This is a genomic window from Micromonospora sp. DT46, from assembly GCF_049841735.1.
Lineage (GTDB): Bacteria > Actinomycetota > Actinomycetes > Mycobacteriales > Micromonosporaceae > Micromonospora > Micromonospora reichwaldensis.
In genome coordinates this window covers 93,936-111,562 of sequence record NZ_JBNCKW010000005.1, presented here as the reverse complement: position 1 = coordinate 111,562, position 17,627 = coordinate 93,936, and the positions used below count along the sequence as shown (strand labels likewise).

The following is a 17,627-nucleotide window of genomic DNA, read 5'->3' as shown; positions in this document are numbered from 1 at the left end:
CCGGTCAGCGGCCCCCGGCCGGGGGCCGGGGCGGTGGGACGAGCCGGGGCACCGTGGTGGGGGTCAGGTCGAGCTGGGCCCAGGCGCCGGTGCGGGTGCGCAGCTCCAGGCGGCGCAGCGCGCCGGACCGGTCGATCCAGTAGCGCAGCAGCCCTCGGGACGTGCGCAGCTCGACCACGTCGACGGTCTTCCCGGCGACGGTGTCGCCGCGCACCCGCAGGGCGGCGCCCCGCCCGCCGGGCGACCGGGCGGCCCGCAGCGCGGCGTCGAGCAGTAGGCCCAGGTCGCCCGCGCGCCGCGGGTCGGCCCCCCAGCCCCGGGCGGGCGGCGGCAGCGGCGGTCGGCCGGGCGATTCCATGGTGCCCGGGACCGTCGCGGCCGGCACCTCCGCCCGGCGCACGCCGGCGCCGTCGACGCGCAGCAGCGTCCGGCGCTCCGGCACGCCGAGGTCGGCGACGGTGAGGTACGCAACCCGCCCGCTCCAGCTCACCCAGCCGGCTCCGCGCAGGTTCGTGGCGGCGGCGACGGGCGCGGTCAGGGTCACGGCGGCGCCGCCACGGGCGCGCAGCCGGGCGGGCAACCGGTCCAGCCGGCCCCGCTCGACGGCGGTGAGGGCGCGGGGCTGCCCGGGACGGCCGCCGAGGGCGTCGACCGGCCGCAGCGTGGGCCGGTCGGTCCGGTTCAGCTGCACGGTCACCGGGCCGACGCCGGCCAGTCCGGTCTCCAGCCGGTGCAGCCGCGCGTCGTGGTCGAGCCAGTAGCGGGGGAGCCCGTCCGGGGGCGGGACGCCGGGGCCGGGCGGCGGTGCCTGGAGGATGTCGACCGGGGTGGCCCCGACCGTGGCCCCACCGATCCGGCGCGTGGCGTCGGCCGGCGGCTCCGGGCGGTCGGAGGCGAGGCGGAAGAGCAGGTCGAGCACGGCGGCCAGCCCCTGCCCGGCGGGCGGGTCGTGCAGCCGCCAGCGGTCCGCCGGCGGCACCAGCGGGGGCGGCGCGGGGGTCGGCACCGCCGTCGGGTCGGGGCGCAGCAGGACCACCGTCGGGGTGGCCTGGAGCAGCCCGCGCTCGGCGCCCGCGCCGGGCCCGCCGACGTCGAGGTAGACCAGCGGCCGGGACCAGTCGACCCAGCCGACCAGTTCGGTACGCGCCGCGCCGGTGCCCGCGGTCACGCGTACCCCGGCCCGCAGGTCCCGGTAGTTGGTGACCCGCATCGCGGCCAGTCGCTCGCGCTCGTCGCCCGTCAGCGCCCTCGGCTGCTCCGGCTCCTCTGGCGCCCAGCTCGCCAGCCCCACGACCAGCGCGGCGGCGGAGAGCACGGCCACGGCCGCGAGCACCAGCAGGACGGTGCGCCGGCGGCCGGTCACCACCCGTGGGATGCCGCCGGTGTGCGCGTCGTCGTGCGTCGGCGGGCCCTGCGGCGGGTCAGGCGGGCCGGAACGGGCGGCGGAGGTCTCCACGGGAGGTTGAACGGGATTCACCCCCGTGGGGTGACGAGCAGGGGCGCTCGCGGCGGCCGGTCAGCGCCTCACGCGCGACCACGTCGGGTGCGCACGCCGGGAGTGCCGGGTGCTGCGACCCCTGTGCCGGGGGCGGGCCGGCCGTGACGGCCTGGCCACCTGCCCGGACGGCCGCCGCGAGCGGCCTACGTGGAGAGCGTAGTCCGGTGAGATGCGCCACACAATGCGAATATCGAAGCCGATCACGGACCGGGCGTAGTCGCGCCGCGGTGTCGGACCCCCGGCGTACCGTTGGGGTCATGGCGCTCGACATTCCCCGGCTCGACGGCCGCTTCCAGGTCATCAGCGAGTTCCAGCCGGCCGGCGACCAGCCGGCGGCCATCGACGACCTGGAGCGTCGGGTCCGACGCGGCGACCGCAACACCGTGCTGCTCGGCGCGACCGGCACCGGCAAGAGCGCCACCACCGCGTGGCTGATCGAGCGGGTGCAGCGGCCCACGCTGGTGCTGGCGCCCAACAAGACGCTCTGCGCGCAGCTGGCCAAGGAGTTCAGCGAGCTGCTGCCGCACAACGCGGTCGAATACTTCGTCTCCTACTACGACTACTACCAGCCCGAGGCCTACATCCCGCAGACCGACACCTACATCGAGAAGGACTCCTCGATCAACGAGGAGGTCGAGCGGCTGCGGCACTCGGCGACCATGTCGCTGCTCACCCGCCGCGACGTGATCGTGGTGGCCACCGTCTCGGCGATCTACGGGCTGGGCACCCCGGAGGAATACCTCGACCGCGCGGTGCGGGTCGCGGTCGGGCAGGAGCTGGACCGTGACCAGTTGCTGCGCCGGCTGGTCGACATCCAGTACACGCGCAACGACATGGCCTTCAACCGGGGCACCTTCCGGGTCCGCGGCGACACGCTGGAGATCATCCCGGCCTACGAGGAGCTGGCCGTGCGGATCGAGCTCTTCGGCGACGAGGTGGAGAAGCTCTACTACCTCAACCCGCTCACCGGCGACGTGGTCAAGGAGGTCGACGGGCTGGTGATCTTCCCGGCCACCCACTACGCGGCCGGGCCGGAGCGGATGGAGCGGGCGATCCGCGACATCGAGGCCGAGCTGGCCGATCGGCTGGCCGAGCTGGAGCGGCAGGGCAAGCTGCTGGAGGCGCAGCGGCTGCGGATGCGCACCACCTACGACATCGAGATGATGCGCCAGGTCGGGTTCTGCTCCGGCATCGAGAACTACTCGATGCACATGGACGGCCGGCTGCCGGGCAGTCCGCCGCACTGCCTGCTCGACTACTTCCCCGACGACTTCCTGACGGTCGTCGACGAGTCGCACGTGACCATCCCGCAGATCGGCGGCATGTACGAGGGCGACGCGTCCCGCAAGCGGATGCTGATCGACCACGGCTTCCGGCTGCCCAGCGCCGCCGACAACCGGCCGCTGCGCTTCGACGAGTTCCTGGAGCGGGTGGGCCAGATGGTCTTCCTCTCGGCGACGCCGGGCCCGTGGGAGCTGGAGCAGGCGCAGGGCGAGTTCGTCGAGCAGGTGATCCGGCCCACCGGTCTGATCGACCCGGAGGTAGCGGTCAAGCCCACCAAGGGCCAGATCGACGACCTCATGCACGAGATCAAGCTGCGCACCGAGCGCGACGAGCGGGTGCTGGTCACCACGCTGACCAAGAAGATGGCCGAGGACCTGTCCGACTACCTCCTGGAGAACGGCATCCGGGTGCGCTACCTGCACTCCGAGGTCGACACGCTGCGCCGCGTGGAGCTGCTGCGGGAGCTGCGCAAGGGCGACTACGACGTGCTGGTCGGCATCAACCTGCTCCGGGAGGGTCTCGACCTGCCGGAGGTGTCGCTGGTCGCCATCCTCGACGCCGACAAGGAGGGCTTCCTGCGCAGCGGCCGGTCGTTGATCCAGACCATCGGCCGGGCGGCGCGCAACGTCTCCGGTCAGGTGCACATGTACGCCGACAAGATCACTCCGTCGATGGCCGAGGCGATCGGGGAGACCAACCGGCGGCGGGACAAGCAGATCGCGCACAACGAGGCGCACGGCATCAGTCCCGAGCCGCTGCGCAAGAAGATCCACGACATTCTCGACGACATCTACCGCGAGGCGGAGGACACCGAGAACAGCCGCGTCGGCGGAGCCGTACGGCAGCTCTCCCGGGGCAAGGCGCCGGTCAAGGAGACCCGCAGCCGCGCCCGTACCGGCGGCGCCGGGCCCGCGCGGGAGGGGATGGCCCGGGCCGAGCTGGCCCAGCTCATCCAGGAGCTCAACGACCAGATGCTGGCCGCGGCCCGGGAGCTCCAGTTCGAGCTGGCCGCCCGGATCCGCGACGAGGTCGCCGACCTCAAGAAGGAGCTGCGCGGCATGGACGCCGCCGGGGTGAAGTGAGCGGCCCGGGCCCCGCCTGACCCGGACGGCGGGGCGGGCCGACCCACGACGACCTGGCCTCTGATTGCGGTACGCGAGCAAGCTATTGCGCTGAGTGATCGTCCTGCCCTACTCTCCCTCGGTGGGGAGGCTGGGGATGCCGTTGCCAACGAGTCCGGTCATTCGTCGCGCCCGGCTGGGCGCCGAGTTGCGTCAGCTGCGCCGGCGGGAGGCGCTGACCCTGGAACAGGTCTGCGACCGGCTGGGTTGGGCCTCCACCTCGAAGCTGTCCCGCATCGAGCTGGGGCAGAGCCGGCCGGACCTGGCCGACGTGCTCGACCTGCTCGACGTCTACGAGGTGCCGCCGCCGCAGCGCGACGCGCTCATCGTCATCGCCCGCGACGCCGCGACCAGCCGGGGCTGGTGGAAGGCGCTGGGGGAGATGGGCGAGCGGCAGCGCACCTACGCCGAACTGGAGGCGGGCGCGGCGAGCATCGTGGACTGGCAGCCCGCCGTCGTGCCGGGGCTGCTCCAGACCCCGGCGTACGCCCGGCTGCGGATCGCCGCCGGCCGGCTGCTCGACCCGGCCCTCGACGTGGAGGCCGACGTGCGCGCCCGGGGGCTGCGCCACGAGGTGCTGCGGCGGACGGACCCGCCCCGTTACACGGCGCTGCTCGCCGAGGCGGCCTGCGACGCCGGCGACACCCCGCCACAGGTGTGGCGGGAGCAGGTGGGGCACCTGGTCGAGCTGGCCACCCTGCCGCACGTGACGATCCGGCTGCTGCCCCGGGGCGTCGCCGCGCGGGGCGGGGCGCAGCCGCTCACGCCGTACTCCTGCTACTCGTTCCCCGACCCGGCCGACCCGCGCACCGTGATGCTGGAGGCGCTGACCACCGACGTGCGGCTGGTGACGGCCGCCGACGTGGACCGCTACGAGCAGCTCACCGGCTGGCTGCTGGACGCGGCCCTCGGCCCGGAGGAGACGCTCGTGGCGCTGGACCGGCTCGCCGCCGGCTGAGCCAGGCTCACAGGTGGCGGCGGAAGCCGCCCTCCGAGTCGATCACCTGGCCGGTGATCCAGTCGGCGTCGGACGAGCAGAGGAACCGCACCAGCCGGGCGGCGTCCTGCGGCGTGCCCCAGCGTCCGCTCGGAAAGAGCTTGGCGACCTCGGCGTGCGCCTCCGGCGAGGCGTATCCGGTGTCGGTCGGGCCCGGGTGGACGCAGTTGACGGTGATGCCCCGTGGCATCAGCAGCGGCGAGAGCTGGAAGGTCGCGTTCTCCACCGCCGCCTTGCTGACCGCGTAGGCGAGGGTCTGCGGCATCGGGCCGAGGCGTTGGCCGGTGGAGAAGAGCACCAGCCGGCCACCCGATCCGGCGGTGAACGCCCCGGCGAACGCTTCGGCGAGCAGCAGCGTGGCCCGCACGTTGACCAGCAGGTGCCGGTCGATCTCGGCCGGATCCAGTGCGCCGAACGGCGTGTCGGTGCAGTAGGCGTGGACGGCGACCACCGCGTCGAGCCGGCCGTACCGGCGTAGCGCCTCGGCGACCAGGCCGGCGGGCGCGGCCGGGTCGAGCAGGTCGGCTCGGACGTGCCCGGCGTCGCCCAGCTCGCCCAGCAGGGCCGGCACGCCCTCGGGATCGCCGCCGTAGGGCTGGGCGTCGTCGAACTCCGGCAGGCCGGTGAGCAGCAGCCGCCAGCCGTCCGCGGCGAGTGTGCGGGCGACCGCCGCGCCGATGCCGATCCGACGACTCACGCCCGTCACGAGGGCCACCCGTTGCGTCATGGTGGGCAGTCAACCGGCATCGGCGACCGGGCGCCAGCGATATCTCCGCGCGGCAACCGGGCCCGGCGCCCCCGAGCCCGTCGGGACCGGCGGCCGACGCGTGCACGGCGCACCCTAGGGCAGGGGTACGACAGCTCAGGCCGGCACGTCCACGAAGTGCTCGACCAGCGGCGGGTTGGCGAAGTACGGGCCGATGAGCGCCCGCCACTGCGCGAAGCGCTCGGTGGCGCGGAAGTTGTCGTTGTGCGCCTCGACGGAGTCCCACTCGACCAGCAGCACGAACCGGCTCGGGGACTCGACGCCCCGGGTCATCCGCACCGACCGGCAGCCGGGCGCGCCGGCGAGCACCGGATGCCCCTTGGCGTACGCGGCGGCGAACTCGTCCTCGTGTCCCGGCAGTACGTCGATGAGCGCGACCTCAAGCACCATGCCCGGAGCCTTTCACGCCGCCGTGCGGGCCGGACGCCGCGGGGGCCTGTTCCCGCTGGCCGGGCGGATCTAGGGTGGGCGCGCGGAAAGGGGAGGCGAATGATCGACTGGCTGACCGGTACGGCGTTCACCGTGGCCGGCACCGGCACCACCTGGGCGGAGCTGCTGGGCTTCGCCACCGGGGTGCTCAACGTCTGGCTGGTGGCCCGGCAGCGGATCGCCAACTGGCCGGTCGGCATCGCCAACGTGCTGCTGCTGATGCTGCTGTTCTGGACGGCGGGCCTCTACGCCGACGCCGGCCTCCAGGTCGTCTACGTCGGCCTGGGCCTGTACGGCTGGTGGGCGTGGCTGTACGGCGGCGAACGGCGCACCCGGCTGACGGTCGGCCGGACGGGCCGCCGGGAGTGGTGGGCGCTGGCGGCGGCGGGCGTGGTGCTGACCGGCGGGCTGTGGGCGCTGCTGGACCGGGCCACCGACTCCACCGTGCCGCTGCCGGACGCGCTGACCACCGCGCTGTCGCTGCTGGCGACGTACGGGCAGACCCGCAAGCGGGTGGAGAGCTGGTGGCTGTGGATCGCCGCCGACCTGATCTACATCCCGCTCTACGCCTACAAGGGCCTGTACCTCACCGCGGCCCTCTACGTGATCTTCCTCGGGCTCTGCGTGCTCGGGCTGCGCGAGTGGCGGGCGGACCTGCGGCGCGGCGCCGCCCCGACCCCGGTGCCCCCGGGCCCGGCCCCGGCGACGGCGTGAGCGGGATAGGCCCCGCAGACGGCGCGACGGGGGCGGGCGCCGGGCCGGCGGCGCCGGAGTTCCGGCACGCGATGGTGGTGGGCAAGTTCTATCCACCGCACGCGGGCCACCACGCGCTGATCGAGGCCGCCGCCGCCCGCTGCGCGGCCGTCACCGTGGTGGTGGCACCGTCCCGCCGGGAGTCGATCCCGCTCGCGCTGCGGCTGGACTGGCTGCGCGAGGTGCACGCGGCCACCCCGTGGGTCCGCTTCGTGGGCCGGTACGACGACCATCCGGTGGACTACGCCGACCCGGCGGTCTGGGACCTGCACTGCGCGGTGTTCCGCGAGGCGCTGGGCGGGGCGCCGGTGGACGCCGTCTTCTCCTCCGAGGCGTACGGCGAGGAACTGGCCCGGCGGTTCGACGCGGTGTCGGTCTGCGTGGATCCGAGGCGGCGCGGCGTGCCCGTGTCGGGGACGGCGGTGCGCGCGGACCCGGCGGGCCACTGGGACCGGCTCAGCGCGCCGGTGCGGGCGTGGTTCGTCCGGCGGGTGGTGGTCGTCGGCGCGGAGTCGACCGGCACCACCACGATGGCCGCCGCCCTCGCCGCGCACTACGGCACCCGCTGGGTCCCGGAGTACGGCCGGGAGCTGACCGCGCGGAAGCTGGCCCGGCTGCGCGGGCGGGATCCGGCGGCCACGGTCTTCGACGTGGCCTGGGACCGCGACGACTTCGCCGAGGTGGTCCGGGAGCAGCAGGCGGCGGAGGACGCCGCGGCGCGCTCGTGCGGCCCGCTGCTGTTCTGCGACACGGACGCGCGGGCCACCGCCGTCTGGGAGGAGCGGTACCTGGGGTCGACGTCGGCGCGGGTACGCGCGGCGGCCCGGCGTCCCGCGCTGTACCTGCTGACCGACCACGTCGGGGTGCCCTTCGACGACGACGGGCTGCGCGACGGCGAGCACCTGCGGACGTGGATGACGGGGCGGTTCCGGGCGGAACTGGCCGGCTGCGGGGTGCCGGTGGTCGAGCTGTCCGGCCCGCACCGGCGGCGACTGGCCCGGGCGGTGGCCGCCTGCGACGCGGTGCTGGCGGAGGGCTGGTCGCTCGCCGATCCGCTGGTCGCGCCCAATCCGGAGCACTAGCCTCCTAGGACGCTCTACGGGTGGTGCGGCCGGCCTCGATGCCCGCCGCCCACCGGCATCGATGCGCCGGGGTGGGAAAGGACACTCACGACCCGGGATGCGGCCACTGGCGGCGGTGGGCCAGAATGGCGGGCGAGGAGGGGAGTATTCCCCCGCGACGGAGTCGTCAGCACGGTCGAGCGCCGATCCCTGGACGCACGACCCGGCCCGTCGGTCGCCGCCCCCTCGGGGACGGCGACGGAAGAGACCTCCGACAGTCACCAGAGTCAGCGTCGCCGGCACACCGCGTCCACGAAGGGCGTACGGTGTGCCCGTCGTTGCGTGTCTGCCGGAGGAATGAACCTTGGACGTGTCCGGACTGGTCTGGGCGGGGACGCTCGTCGCCCTGACCGGGATCCTGCTCGTGGATCTGCTGATCGTCGGTCGGCGGCCGCACGAGCCCAGCGTGCGTGAGTCGAGCCTCTGGGTCGGCTTCTACGTCGCCCTGGCACTGATCTTCGGCGGTGGCGTCTGGCTGGCCTCCGGGGCCAGCGCGGCCGGGCAGTTCTACACCGGCTGGCTGACCGAGTACAGCCTCTCGGTCGACAACCTGTTCGTCTTCGTGATCATCATGGCGCGGTTCGGGGTGCCCCGGCAGTACCAGCAGAAGGTGCTGCTCATCGGCATCGTGCTGGCGCTGGTCATGCGGGGCGGCTTCATCGCGGCCGGCGCGGCGCTGATCTCCCAGTTCTCCTTCGTGTTCTACATCTTCGGCGCGTTCCTGATCTACACCGCGATCAACCTCGCCCGGCAGGGCGAGCCAGACGAGGACGAGTTCTCCGAGAACCTGCTGATCCGGTGGAGCCGCAAGGCGTTGCCGATCTCCCGGGACTACGACGGCGCCAAATTGACCACCCACACGGCGAAGGGCAAGCGGATCTTCACCCCGATGCTGATCGTCATGATCGCCATCGGCACCACCGACCTGATCTTCGCGCTCGACTCGATTCCGGCGATCTTCGGCATCACCCAGGAGCCGTATCTGGTCTTCACCGCCAACGTCTTCGCGCTGATGGGCCTGCGGCAGCTCTACTTCCTGCTCGGTGGCCTGCTCAGCCGCCTGATCTACCTCAGCTACGGCCTGGCCGTGGTGCTCGGCTTCATCGGCGTCAAGCTGGTGCTGGAGGCCCTCGCGGACAACAAGCTGCCGTTCATCAACGGCGGCGAGCACGTCTCCTGGGCCCCGCACATCCCGATCTGGCTCTCACTGACGATCATCCTCGGCACCCTCGCGGTGGCCACCGTGGCCAGCCTGGTCAAGTCCTCCCGCGACCGGCGGCGGGTGCTGACCGACGCCCGCCACTGAGGCGTACGCGACGCGACGAGAGGGGCGCCCCGGTGGGGCGCCCCTCTCGTGTCGTACGCGGGTCAGACGCGGTGCACGCCGACCAGGGTGGCGGTGCGCTCGTCGGGCAGCCGCTCCTCCAGCACCCGGCGTTGCAGGTAGCAGGCGTGCAGCATCCGCCGGTCGTCGCCGGGACGCGGGTCGGCGGTGACGATCCCGATGTGGTGGATCCGCCGCCCGGGGCGGGCGAAGAAGTAGAGGTCGCCGGGGCGTTCCGCGCCCAGCGGCACCGGCGTGGTCACCGTCGCCTGGTCGCTGGCGTCGCGCGGCAGCAGCACGCCGAGCCGCCGCCAGGCCAGGTGGACCAGGCCGGAGCAGTCGATGCCGTACGCCGACACCCCGCCCCAGATGTAGACGACGTCGACCAGGCGCTGCGCGACGGCCAGCACCTCCTCGGCCGACGGGGGCGTGGTGGGCACCGGCACCGCGTCGCCGGCGGGCAGCCAGAGCGGCGCGGAGTGGCCCGGCGCGTGCACCGGCTGCCAGCCGTCGACCGCCGGCCCGGCCGGGATCAGCCGGGTGCCCAGGATCACCCCGGAGAGCAACTCGGCGCCCCCCGGCGCGTCACGCAGCGCGGTGACGGTGGCGTCGACCACGAGCGGGTCCGCCTCGGGGTCGCCGGCCACGGGGGCGAGCTGCTCGGTGGGCAGCCAGCCGGGGTAGCCGCGCGGGTGCAGCCGGGGGGCCGGCTGCTCGACCGCCACCACGTGGGCCCAGCCGTCCGGGCGCAGTTCGGTGACCAGCACCCGCTCGCCGAGCAGCAGTTGGCTCAGTACGCAGTCGCCGACCTGCTGGTCGGTGTCCATGCCGGAGATCCAGGCGGCGATGTCCGTACGCGCGGCCAGGGCGGGGCCGTCGACGGGGCGTACCGCCTCGGGGCAGCTCCAGAGGGTCGCGACCGCGACCCGGACCACGGCCTCCCGGCCCGGTTGCAGCTCCACGTCCACCCCCAGCTCGCGCCCAATGTCCCCGCGACCATATGAAAGTTTTCGACGAGCATCAACCAGCAGTCTGCATCTTTACTTCAGTCACGGAGCTGATGCCCAGCCCCGGCGCGTCCGGCAGCACGACGGACGCGCCGTCGTACCGCAGGCCGCCGCGCACCGGCGACCAGGCCAGCCACCAGGCGGCGTCCAGGTCGGCCACCGCGGTGGTGCCGTAGGCGCCCACCAGGCTCGCAGCGGCGCCGATGCCCACCTGGCTCTCCATCATCGAACCGACGACGGTGCCGAGGCCGTGCGCGGCGGCGAGGTCGAGCAGGGTCCGGGCCGGATGCAGGCCACCGCACTTGGCGAGCTTGACGTTGACCATGTCGGCGGCCCGGCGGCGGATCACCTCGACCAGGTCGCGGACGCCGAAGACCGACTCGTCGGCGAGGATCGGCACGTCCACCCGGTCGCTGACCCAGGCCAGCCCGTCCAGGTCCCAGCGGGCGACCGGCTGCTCGACCAGTTCCACGTCCAGCCCGGCTTCCTCGACGCCCCGGATCACCCGGACCGCCTCGCGCGGGGTCCAGCCCTGGTTGGCGTCCAGCCGGATGCGGACCCCGTCGCCGACGGCGGCACGCACCGCGCGGACCCGCTCCAGGTCGCCGGCCGCGTCGGTGCCCACCTTCAGCTTCAGCACGCCGAAGCCCTCCGCCCGCCGCTGCCGGGCCGCCGCCGCCAGGTCCACCGCGTCGCCCGCGGCGAGCGTGACGTCCGTGGGCACCCGCAGGGCGGTGCCCCCGAGCAGCCGCACCAGCGGTACGCCGAGCCGCCGCGCGGCCAGGTCGTGCAGCGCGACGTCGACGGCCGCCTTGGCCGCCTCGTTGCCGACGACCGCCCGTTGCACCTCGGTGCAGCGGGCCACCAGGTCGTCGGCGTCGCGGCCGGTGAGCGCCGGGCCGAGCAGCTCGCGGACGCACGCCTCGGAACCGGCGACCGACGCCCCGGTGACCTGCCACACCTGCGGCGCCTCGCCGAAGCCGGACCGGCCGTCGGCATCGACCACCTCCACCACCAGGGTCTCCACGGTGGTGGTGCGGCGCAGCGCGGTCACGAACGGCGTGTGCAGGGGCGCAGAGAGCCGGTGGGTGCGTACCGCGGCGATCGTCATGTGCGGCACCCTATACGGGCACGGGCAGGCGAAGGGGAGGCCGGCATGAGCGAGCGGAGTGAGCGGATCAACGGGCGCGGGGCGGTGGCGCCTCGTGGCGGCACGCGGCGCGGCGGAGCGCCGGCATGAGCGGGCGGGAATGGGAACTGGTGGGCGCGCCGAACGCGCGGGACCTCGGCGGCCTGGTCGGCGCCGACGGCCGGAGGGTGCGCCCGGGGGCGCTGATCCGGACGCCGGCGCTGGGTCGGCTGACCGATGAGGACCTGCCGGTGCTGGCCAAGCTCGGCCCGGCCTGTGTGGTCGACCTGCGGGACCACTCGGAGACGGCGGTCGCCCCGCCGGACCGGCTGACCGGCCAGCCGCGGGTGGTGCACCTGCCGGTGCACGACGCCGAGCACCCCGTCTTCACGTACGTCTCGGCGGTGCTGCTCGGGCACGACCTGGGCGCGTACACGGGCCTGGCAGAGCAGGGCACGCCGGCGGCGATGGCGGCGATCTACCGCTGGTTCGTCAGCGGGGAGTCGGCACGGGCGAACTTCGGCACGGCGGTGCGGCTGGCCGCCCAGGCGGAGAACCTGCCGCTGGTCTACCACTGCTCGGCGGGCAAGGACCGCACCGGCTGGTTGACGGTGCTGCTGCTCAGCGCGCTCGGCGTGGACGAGGCGGCGATCCGGGCGGACTACCTGGCGAACAACCGGCTGACCGAGAGCCTGCGGGAGGTCCTGCTGGAGGCGATGCGGCGGCGGATGCCGGAACTGGACGTCGAGGCGGTGCGCCCGGTGCTGGAGGTGCGCGAGGAGTACCTGGACGCCGCGTACGCGGAGGTGCGCCGGGTGCACGGGTCGTTCGGGGCGTACCTGCGCGACGGCCTCGGCGTGACCGACGACGTGGTGACGGCGCTGCGGGCACACCTGCTGGAGTGAGGCCTCAGGTCAGGTCGCGCCGGGCGGCCCAGGCGGCGGCGGACACCCGCGCGATCAGCCGGCAGGCGTCGTCGTCCTCCTCGCCGCTGGGGCCGCCGTCGGCGAGGTCGGTGGTGGTGCAGACGACGACGGCGTACGGCGGCGCGTCGTCGGGGAAGACCACCCCGGCGCCGTGCCGCACGCCGCGCACCCAGCCGTTCTTGTGCGCGATGCGGGTGCCCTCGGGCAGCCCGGCGGCCAGGTCCTCGCGGTGCTCCTGAGCGAACAGCACGTCCAGCATGGCGGCGCAGCCGGCCGGCGAGGCCAGCGGACCCGGGGTGTCCGCGCCGGCCGCCAGCGCACCGAGCAACGCGGCGAGGTCGGCGGCGGTGACGAGGTTGGTGACGCCCGCCTCGCGGGCCGCGAAGTCCTCGATGCCCCGGCCGGTGACGCTGTGCCGGGCCCCGGCGAGATCCCACACCCGTGCCACCGCCGGCAGTCCGACGTGGCCGATGACCAGGTTGGTGGCGAGGTTGCTGGAGCGGACGATCATGCGGTGGGCGAGCCAGCGCAGTGTCGCCTCGGCGCCGACGCGCTCCCAGACCGCCTCGTCGTTGTCGTAGTGCCGGGCGCAGGAGAACCGGGGCGCGCCGGGCAGCGCCGAGTCGAACTCGTTGCGCACCGGCACCGGGGCGTCCAGGCCGAGGGCGCCGGCCTCGGCGGCGCGGTGCAGCGCGACGAGCACCGCCGCCTTCATGGTGCTGGCCGCGTAGTGGGTCGCGTCGGCGTGCCGGGTCCAGGTGGGGGCCGCGCCGACCCGCCCCACGTACGCCGACACCGTGCCGGGCACCCTGTCCAGATGGGCGTCGAGCTCGTCCCAGGTCATGCGGCTGACCGTAACGGATCGCCGACGGGGCAGCGGGTCGGGGCGTTCGGTCGTACGGTGCGGGGATGACGGTTGCCGCCTACGACGCGCACGCCGACTGGTACGAGGCGTTCGCCACCGACACGTCCAGCGACTACATGACCCGGGTTCGCGGCCAGCTTCGCGACCTGCTCGGCGCTGGCCCCGGCCGCTGCCTCGACCTGTGCTGCGGCACGGGGCTGCAGGCGGCGGAGCTGCGCCGGCTGGGCTGGCAGCCGTTCGGGGTCGACCTGTCCGGCGGGCAGCTGCGGCACGCCCGACCGCGCCTGCCGGTGGCCCGCGCCGACGCGGCGGCGCTGCCGGTGGCCGACGCCTCGGTGCCGGCGGTGGCGTGCGTGCTGGCGCACACCGACGTGCCCGACTACGCGGCGGTGATCGCCGAGGCGGCGCGGGTGCTCGCGCCCGGCGGGCGGTTCGTGCACGTGGGGGTGCACCCGTGTTTCGTCGGGGCGTTCGCCGACCGCTCCGATCCGGCGCGGATCGTGATCGACGGCGGTTACGCCGACCGGGAGCGCAGCTTCCGGGCCTGGTCGCCGCACGGGGTGCGGGTGCGCGTCGGCGCCTGGCACGTCCCGATGGCCGGCCTGCTCAACGCGGTCACCGACGCCGGCCTGACGCTGGTGCGCACCACCGAGGCCGGGTCCGGCCGGGTGCCCGACCTGTTCGCCTTCCTCGCCACCCGCCCGGCCTGACGGCCCGCGCCGCCTGCCCCGCTGACGGCCCGCGCCGCCTGCCAGGCCTGACGTCCGCGCCGCCCCGCCTGACGTGGTCCGGGGCGGCGAGGTGACGGCGCGGCACCCACGCCGCGCGTGCGGAGACCCCTGGGAGGACGTCGACGCGCAGGGCCGGCCGCCACCGGACGGCGTGGCGGGGCCGTGACGGGCGGAGCCCGGACCGCGTGGCGCGGTCCGGGCTCCGGGGGAGACTGCCGTCGTACGTCAGCCGGCGTGCTTGCGGCGGGCGGCGGCCCGACCGCGGAGCTGCTGGTCGAGCACCACCTTGCGGATGCGGACCGCGGCCGGGGTCACCTCGACGCACTCGTCCTCGCGGCAGAACTCGAGGGCCTGCTCCAGCGACAGCTTGCGCGGCGGGATCAGCTTCTCGGTCTCGTCGGAGGTCGACGCGCGCATGTTGGTGAGCTTCTTCTCCTTGGTGATGTTGACGTCCATGTCGTCGGAGCGGGAGTTCTCCCCGACGATCATGCCCTCGTACACCTCGGTGGTCGGCTCGACGAAGAGCTGGCCGCGCTCCTGGAGGTTGATCATGGCGAACGACGTGACGGCGCCGGACCGGTCGGCGACCAGCGAGCCGTTGTTGCGGGTGCGCAGCTCGCCGAACCACGGCTCGTACGACTCGAAGACGTGGTGCAGGATGCCGGTGCCCCGGGTGTCGGTGAGGAACTCGGTGCGGAAGCCGATCAAACCCCGGGCCGGGACCAGCCACTCCATCCGGATCCAGCCCGTGCCGTGGTTGACCAGCTGCTCCATCCGGCCCTTGCGGGTCGCCAGCAGCTGGGTGATCGCGCCGAGGTACTCCTCCGGGGCGTCGATGGTGAGCCGCTCGACCGGCTCGCAGACCTTGCCGTCGATCTCCCGGGTGACGACCTGAGGCTTGCCGACGGTCAGCTCGAACGACTCGCGGCGCATCTGCTCGACCAGGATGGCCAGCGCCAGCTCGCCGCGGCCCTGCACCTCCCACGCGTCGGGGCGCTCGGTGGGCAGCACCCGCAGCGACACGTTGCCGACCAGCTCCTTGTCGAGCCGGTCCTTGACCATCCGGGCGGTGACCTTGGCACCCTTGACCCGGCCGACCAGCGGCGAGGTGTTGGTGCCGATGGTCATCGAGATGGCCGGCTCGTCGACGGTGATCAGCGGCAGCGGGCGCGGGTCCTCCGCGTCGGCCAGGGTCTCACCGATCATGATCTCGGGGATGCCGGCGACGGCGATGATGTCGCCGGGGCCCGCCGAGTCGGCCGGCTTGCGCTCCAGGCCCTCGGTCATCAGCAGCTCGGAGATGCGGACCCGCTGGGTGCTGCCGTCGGTGCGGCACCAGGCGACCGTCTGGCCCTTGCTGATGGTGCCCTGCCGCACCCGGCACAGCGCCAGCCGGCCGAGGAACGGGGAGGCGTCGAGGTTGGTGACGTGCGCCTGGAGCGGCGCCTCCTCCTCGTACGAGGGCGGCGGGATGGTGTCCAGCAGGGTGCGGAACAGGGGCTCCAGGCTGGTGCTGTCGTCGGGGACCGCGCCGTCGGCGGGCTGGGTCAGCGAGGCGATGCCGTCGCGGGCGCAGGCGTAGACGATCGGGAAGTCGATCTGCTCCTCGTCGGCGTCCAGGTCGAGGAAGAGTTCGTAGGTGTCGTCCACGACCTCCTTGATCCGGGCGTCGGGGCGGTCCACCTTGTTGATCACCAGGATGATCGGCATGCGCGCCTTGAGCGCCTTGCGGAGCACGAACCGGGTCTGCGGCAGGGGGCCCTCACTGGCGTCCACCAGCAGCACCACGCCGTCGACCATGGTCAGGCCGCGTTCGACCTCGCCGCCGAAGTCGGCGTGGCCGGGGGTGTCGATGATGTTGATGGTCACCGGGTCGGAGCCGTCGGCCGGCATGTACCGCACGCCGGTGTTCTTGGCCAGGATGGTGATGCCCTTTTCCCGTTCGAGGTCCATCGAGTCCATGACCCGTTCGGTTACCTCGCCGCGGGCGCCGTAGGCGCCGGCCTGCCGCAACATGGCGTCGACCAGGGTCGTCTTGCCGTGGTCGACGTGGGCGATGATGGCGACGTTGCGGAGGTCGGTGCGAAGCTGCATACCCTCCATACTCCTGTCTGCGGTTGCCGGGCACGCGTCGGGGGGTGTTACCCCCGGATGACCCGGATCTCTGCCGAAACTGATGTTCCGACCGTTTCAGCGCCTGGCATGCTGACCCCCGTGGGAATGGGGGCCCGATGCACGACCTGCTGACCTCGCTGCAGGGCCTGCCGCCCCTGCTGATCTATGTGATCGCCGCGATTGTCGTCGCGGGGGAGACCGCCGTGATCTTCGGTCTGCTGGTGCCGGGCGAGGCGACCCTGTTGCTGGTCGGCTTCCTAGCGTACGCGGGGACGCTGAGGCTCGTACCGGCGCTGTTGGTGATGATCCTTGCAGCAGTGATCGGCGACACACTGGCGTACCGGGCGGGCCGGCGGCACGGGCCCCGGCTGCGCGCCGGGCGGCTGGGCGCGCGGGTGGGTCACGAGCGGTGGAGCCGGGCGGACGCGATGCTCGGCCGGCTGGGCGGGCGCGGGGTGCTCACCGCCCGCTGGGTGGCCTTCGCCCGCACCCTGGTGCCCCGGCTGGCCGGGGCGGCCGGGATGCCGTACCGGCGGTTCGCGCCGTGGAACCTGGCCGGGGTGGTGACCTGGGTGGGCGGCTCGGTGCTCGTCGGCAACCTGGCCGGCGAGTCGTACGAGACGGTCTCCCGGCTGCTCGGGCGGGCCACCGGCGCGGTGCTGGTGCTGGTGGCCGCGCTGGTCGCGGTGGTGCTGGCGGGGCGGTGGCTGGGCCGCAACCCGGATCCGGCCCGGGCGCTGGCGTCCCGGGCGGCGGGGCTGCGGCCGGTGCGCTGGCTCAGCGGCCGGTACGGGGTGCTGTTCTTCCTGCTCGCCATGCACGTCGGGCCGGCCTGGACGCTGCTGATCAACCTGGTCGTGGGCCTGCTGCTGCTCTTCCTGGCCGGGCTCGCCATCGCCTGGGTGCTCGGGGCGGTGGTCCGGCACAGCGGCCTCGCGGTGCTCGACAGCGCGATCGCCGACTGGTTCGCCGACCGGCGTACGCCCGGGGCGGTCGACGTCACGCTCGCGGTGGTCTCGGCGCTGCGCGGATCGTCGCTGATCGTGCTGGTGGCCGTCGTCGCGGCGGTGCTGGCCTGGCGGCACCGGCCCTGGCGGGCGGACCTGCTCAGCGTGGTCGGCACGGTCGGGGCGTTCGTGCCGCTGGTGGTGCTGGCCGTGGTGGTCGACCTGGCCGGGCCGACGGCGGGCGGGCCGGACGGCCGGGACGCCGCCCTGTTCCCGACGCAGAACGCCGTGGTGGCGGCCAGCCTCTGCACCCTGGCCTGGCTGCTGTCCCGGGGGGCGCGCTGGCCGGTGGCGGTGGCCGCCTGGACGGCCGCGGCGGCCGGCGTGGTCGGCATCGTCGGCGCCCGCCTCTACCTGGGGCTGAGCACCGCCAGCGGCAGCGCCACGGCGGTGCTGCTCGGGGTGGCCTGGACGGCGTTGTTCGTGGTCGCCTGGGCCACCCGCGACAGGGCGGCGGGCGGCGACGTGGCCGAGCCCGAACCGGTGGCGGCCCGCGCCGACGCGTGAGCCGCCTCCGCCATCGCCGAGCCGCGCACGAGGCCGCCTCCACCAGC

Annotated in this window: 15 protein-coding genes; 8 read left to right on the top strand and 7 right to left on the bottom strand. The window is 74.2% G+C overall.

What is annotated here, in order from left to right:
- Nucleotides 1–4: 4 nt before the first annotated feature.
- Nucleotides 5–1,456, bottom strand: a complete 1,452-nt coding sequence (locus ACLQ20_RS14785; RefSeq protein WP_425856017.1) for a hypothetical protein — start codon at nt 1,454–1,456, stop codon at nt 5–7.
- Nucleotides 1,457–1,755: 299 nt separating this feature from the next.
- On the opposite strand from ACLQ20_RS14785, the gene uvrB reads away from it, so the two are divergent.
- Together uvrB and ACLQ20_RS14775 are read left to right on the top strand one after the other, a co-directional pair.
- Nucleotides 1,756–3,864, top strand: coding sequence for an excinuclease ABC subunit UvrB (uvrB, locus tag ACLQ20_RS14780; RefSeq protein ID WP_425856015.1), 2,109 nt, complete (start codon nt 1,756–1,758; stop codon nt 3,862–3,864).
- A gap of 136 nt (nt 3,865–4,000) precedes the next feature.
- Nucleotides 4,001–4,861: a helix-turn-helix domain-containing protein gene (locus ACLQ20_RS14775; protein ID WP_151457368.1), complete on the top strand. Its 861-nt coding sequence runs from the start codon at nt 4,001–4,003 to the stop codon at nt 4,859–4,861.
- A gap of 7 nt (nt 4,862–4,868) precedes the next feature.
- On the opposite strand, the gene ACLQ20_RS14770 is transcribed toward ACLQ20_RS14775, so the two are convergent.
- Together ACLQ20_RS14770 and ACLQ20_RS14765 are read right to left on the bottom strand one after the other, a co-directional pair.
- Nucleotides 4,869–5,627: an SDR family oxidoreductase gene (locus ACLQ20_RS14770; RefSeq protein WP_327029071.1), complete on the bottom strand. Its 759-nt coding sequence runs from the start codon at nt 5,625–5,627 to the stop codon at nt 4,869–4,871.
- 135 nt (nt 5,628–5,762) lie between these two features.
- Entirely contained in the window at nt 5,763–6,056 is a 294-nt protein-coding gene (locus ACLQ20_RS14765; protein WP_151457366.1) for an antibiotic biosynthesis monooxygenase family protein, read from the bottom strand.
- Nucleotides 6,057–6,155: 99 nt separating this feature from the next.
- Here ACLQ20_RS14765 and pnuC point away from each other — a divergent pair, with 99 nt between their 5' ends.
- The 3 genes from pnuC (at nt 6,156) to ACLQ20_RS14750 (ending at nt 9,275) form a co-directional block, all read left to right on the top strand.
- Complete coding sequence (gene pnuC, locus ACLQ20_RS14760; protein ID WP_327029070.1) at nt 6,156–6,809, top strand: nicotinamide riboside transporter PnuC; 654 nt, start codon at nt 6,156–6,158, stop codon at nt 6,807–6,809.
- The gene (locus ACLQ20_RS14755) at nt 6,806–7,930 is read left to right on the top strand and encodes an AAA family ATPase (RefSeq protein WP_425856013.1); all 1,125 of its coding nucleotides are present in this window, start codon (nt 6,806–6,808) and stop codon (nt 7,928–7,930) included. Before pnuC ends, ACLQ20_RS14755 begins: the two co-directional genes overlap by 4 nt.
- 343 nt (nt 7,931–8,273) lie before the next feature.
- Nucleotides 8,274–9,275, top strand: coding sequence for a TerC family protein (locus ACLQ20_RS14750; protein ID WP_151455646.1), 1,002 nt, complete (start codon nt 8,274–8,276; stop codon nt 9,273–9,275).
- A 62-nt stretch (nt 9,276–9,337) separates the two neighbouring features.
- On the opposite strand, the gene ACLQ20_RS14745 is transcribed toward ACLQ20_RS14750, so the two are convergent.
- Together ACLQ20_RS14745 and ACLQ20_RS14740 are read right to left on the bottom strand one after the other, a co-directional pair.
- A complete protein-coding gene (locus ACLQ20_RS14745; RefSeq protein WP_151455647.1) occupies nt 9,338–10,255 on the bottom strand; it encodes an NlpC/P60 family protein in 918 nt (305 codons plus the stop codon).
- Nucleotides 10,256–10,313: 58 nt separating this feature from the next.
- Nucleotides 10,314–11,411: a mandelate racemase/muconate lactonizing enzyme family protein gene (locus tag ACLQ20_RS14740; protein WP_425856010.1), complete on the bottom strand. Its 1,098-nt coding sequence runs from the start codon at nt 11,409–11,411 to the stop codon at nt 10,314–10,316.
- 125 nt (nt 11,412–11,536) lie between these two features.
- Here ACLQ20_RS14740 and ACLQ20_RS14735 point away from each other — a divergent pair, with 125 nt between their 5' ends.
- On the top strand, nt 11,537–12,334 hold the full coding sequence (locus tag ACLQ20_RS14735) for a tyrosine-protein phosphatase (protein WP_425856009.1): 798 nt from the start codon (nt 11,537–11,539) through the stop codon (nt 12,332–12,334).
- A gap of 4 nt (nt 12,335–12,338) precedes the next feature.
- Here ACLQ20_RS14735 and ACLQ20_RS14730 read toward each other — a convergent pair whose 3' ends face one another.
- Nucleotides 12,339–13,199, bottom strand: coding sequence for a serine hydrolase (locus ACLQ20_RS14730; RefSeq protein WP_425856007.1), 861 nt, complete (start codon nt 13,197–13,199; stop codon nt 12,339–12,341).
- 65 nt (nt 13,200–13,264) lie between these two features.
- On the opposite strand from ACLQ20_RS14730, the gene ACLQ20_RS14725 reads away from it, so the two are divergent.
- Nucleotides 13,265–13,930, top strand: a complete 666-nt coding sequence (locus ACLQ20_RS14725) for a class I SAM-dependent methyltransferase (protein ID WP_425856005.1) — start codon at nt 13,265–13,267, stop codon at nt 13,928–13,930.
- 246 nt (nt 13,931–14,176) lie between these two features.
- Here ACLQ20_RS14725 and typA read toward each other — a convergent pair whose 3' ends face one another.
- A complete protein-coding gene (gene typA / locus ACLQ20_RS14720) occupies nt 14,177–16,045 on the bottom strand; it encodes a translational GTPase TypA (protein ID WP_151455652.1) in 1,869 nt (622 codons plus the stop codon).
- Between the two features lie 137 nt (nt 16,046–16,182).
- Here typA and ACLQ20_RS14715 point away from each other — a divergent pair, with 137 nt between their 5' ends.
- Nucleotides 16,183–17,580, top strand: coding sequence for a DedA family protein (locus tag ACLQ20_RS14715; RefSeq protein ID WP_151455653.1), 1,398 nt, complete (start codon nt 16,183–16,185; stop codon nt 17,578–17,580).
- Nucleotides 17,581–17,627 lie beyond the last annotated feature (47 nt).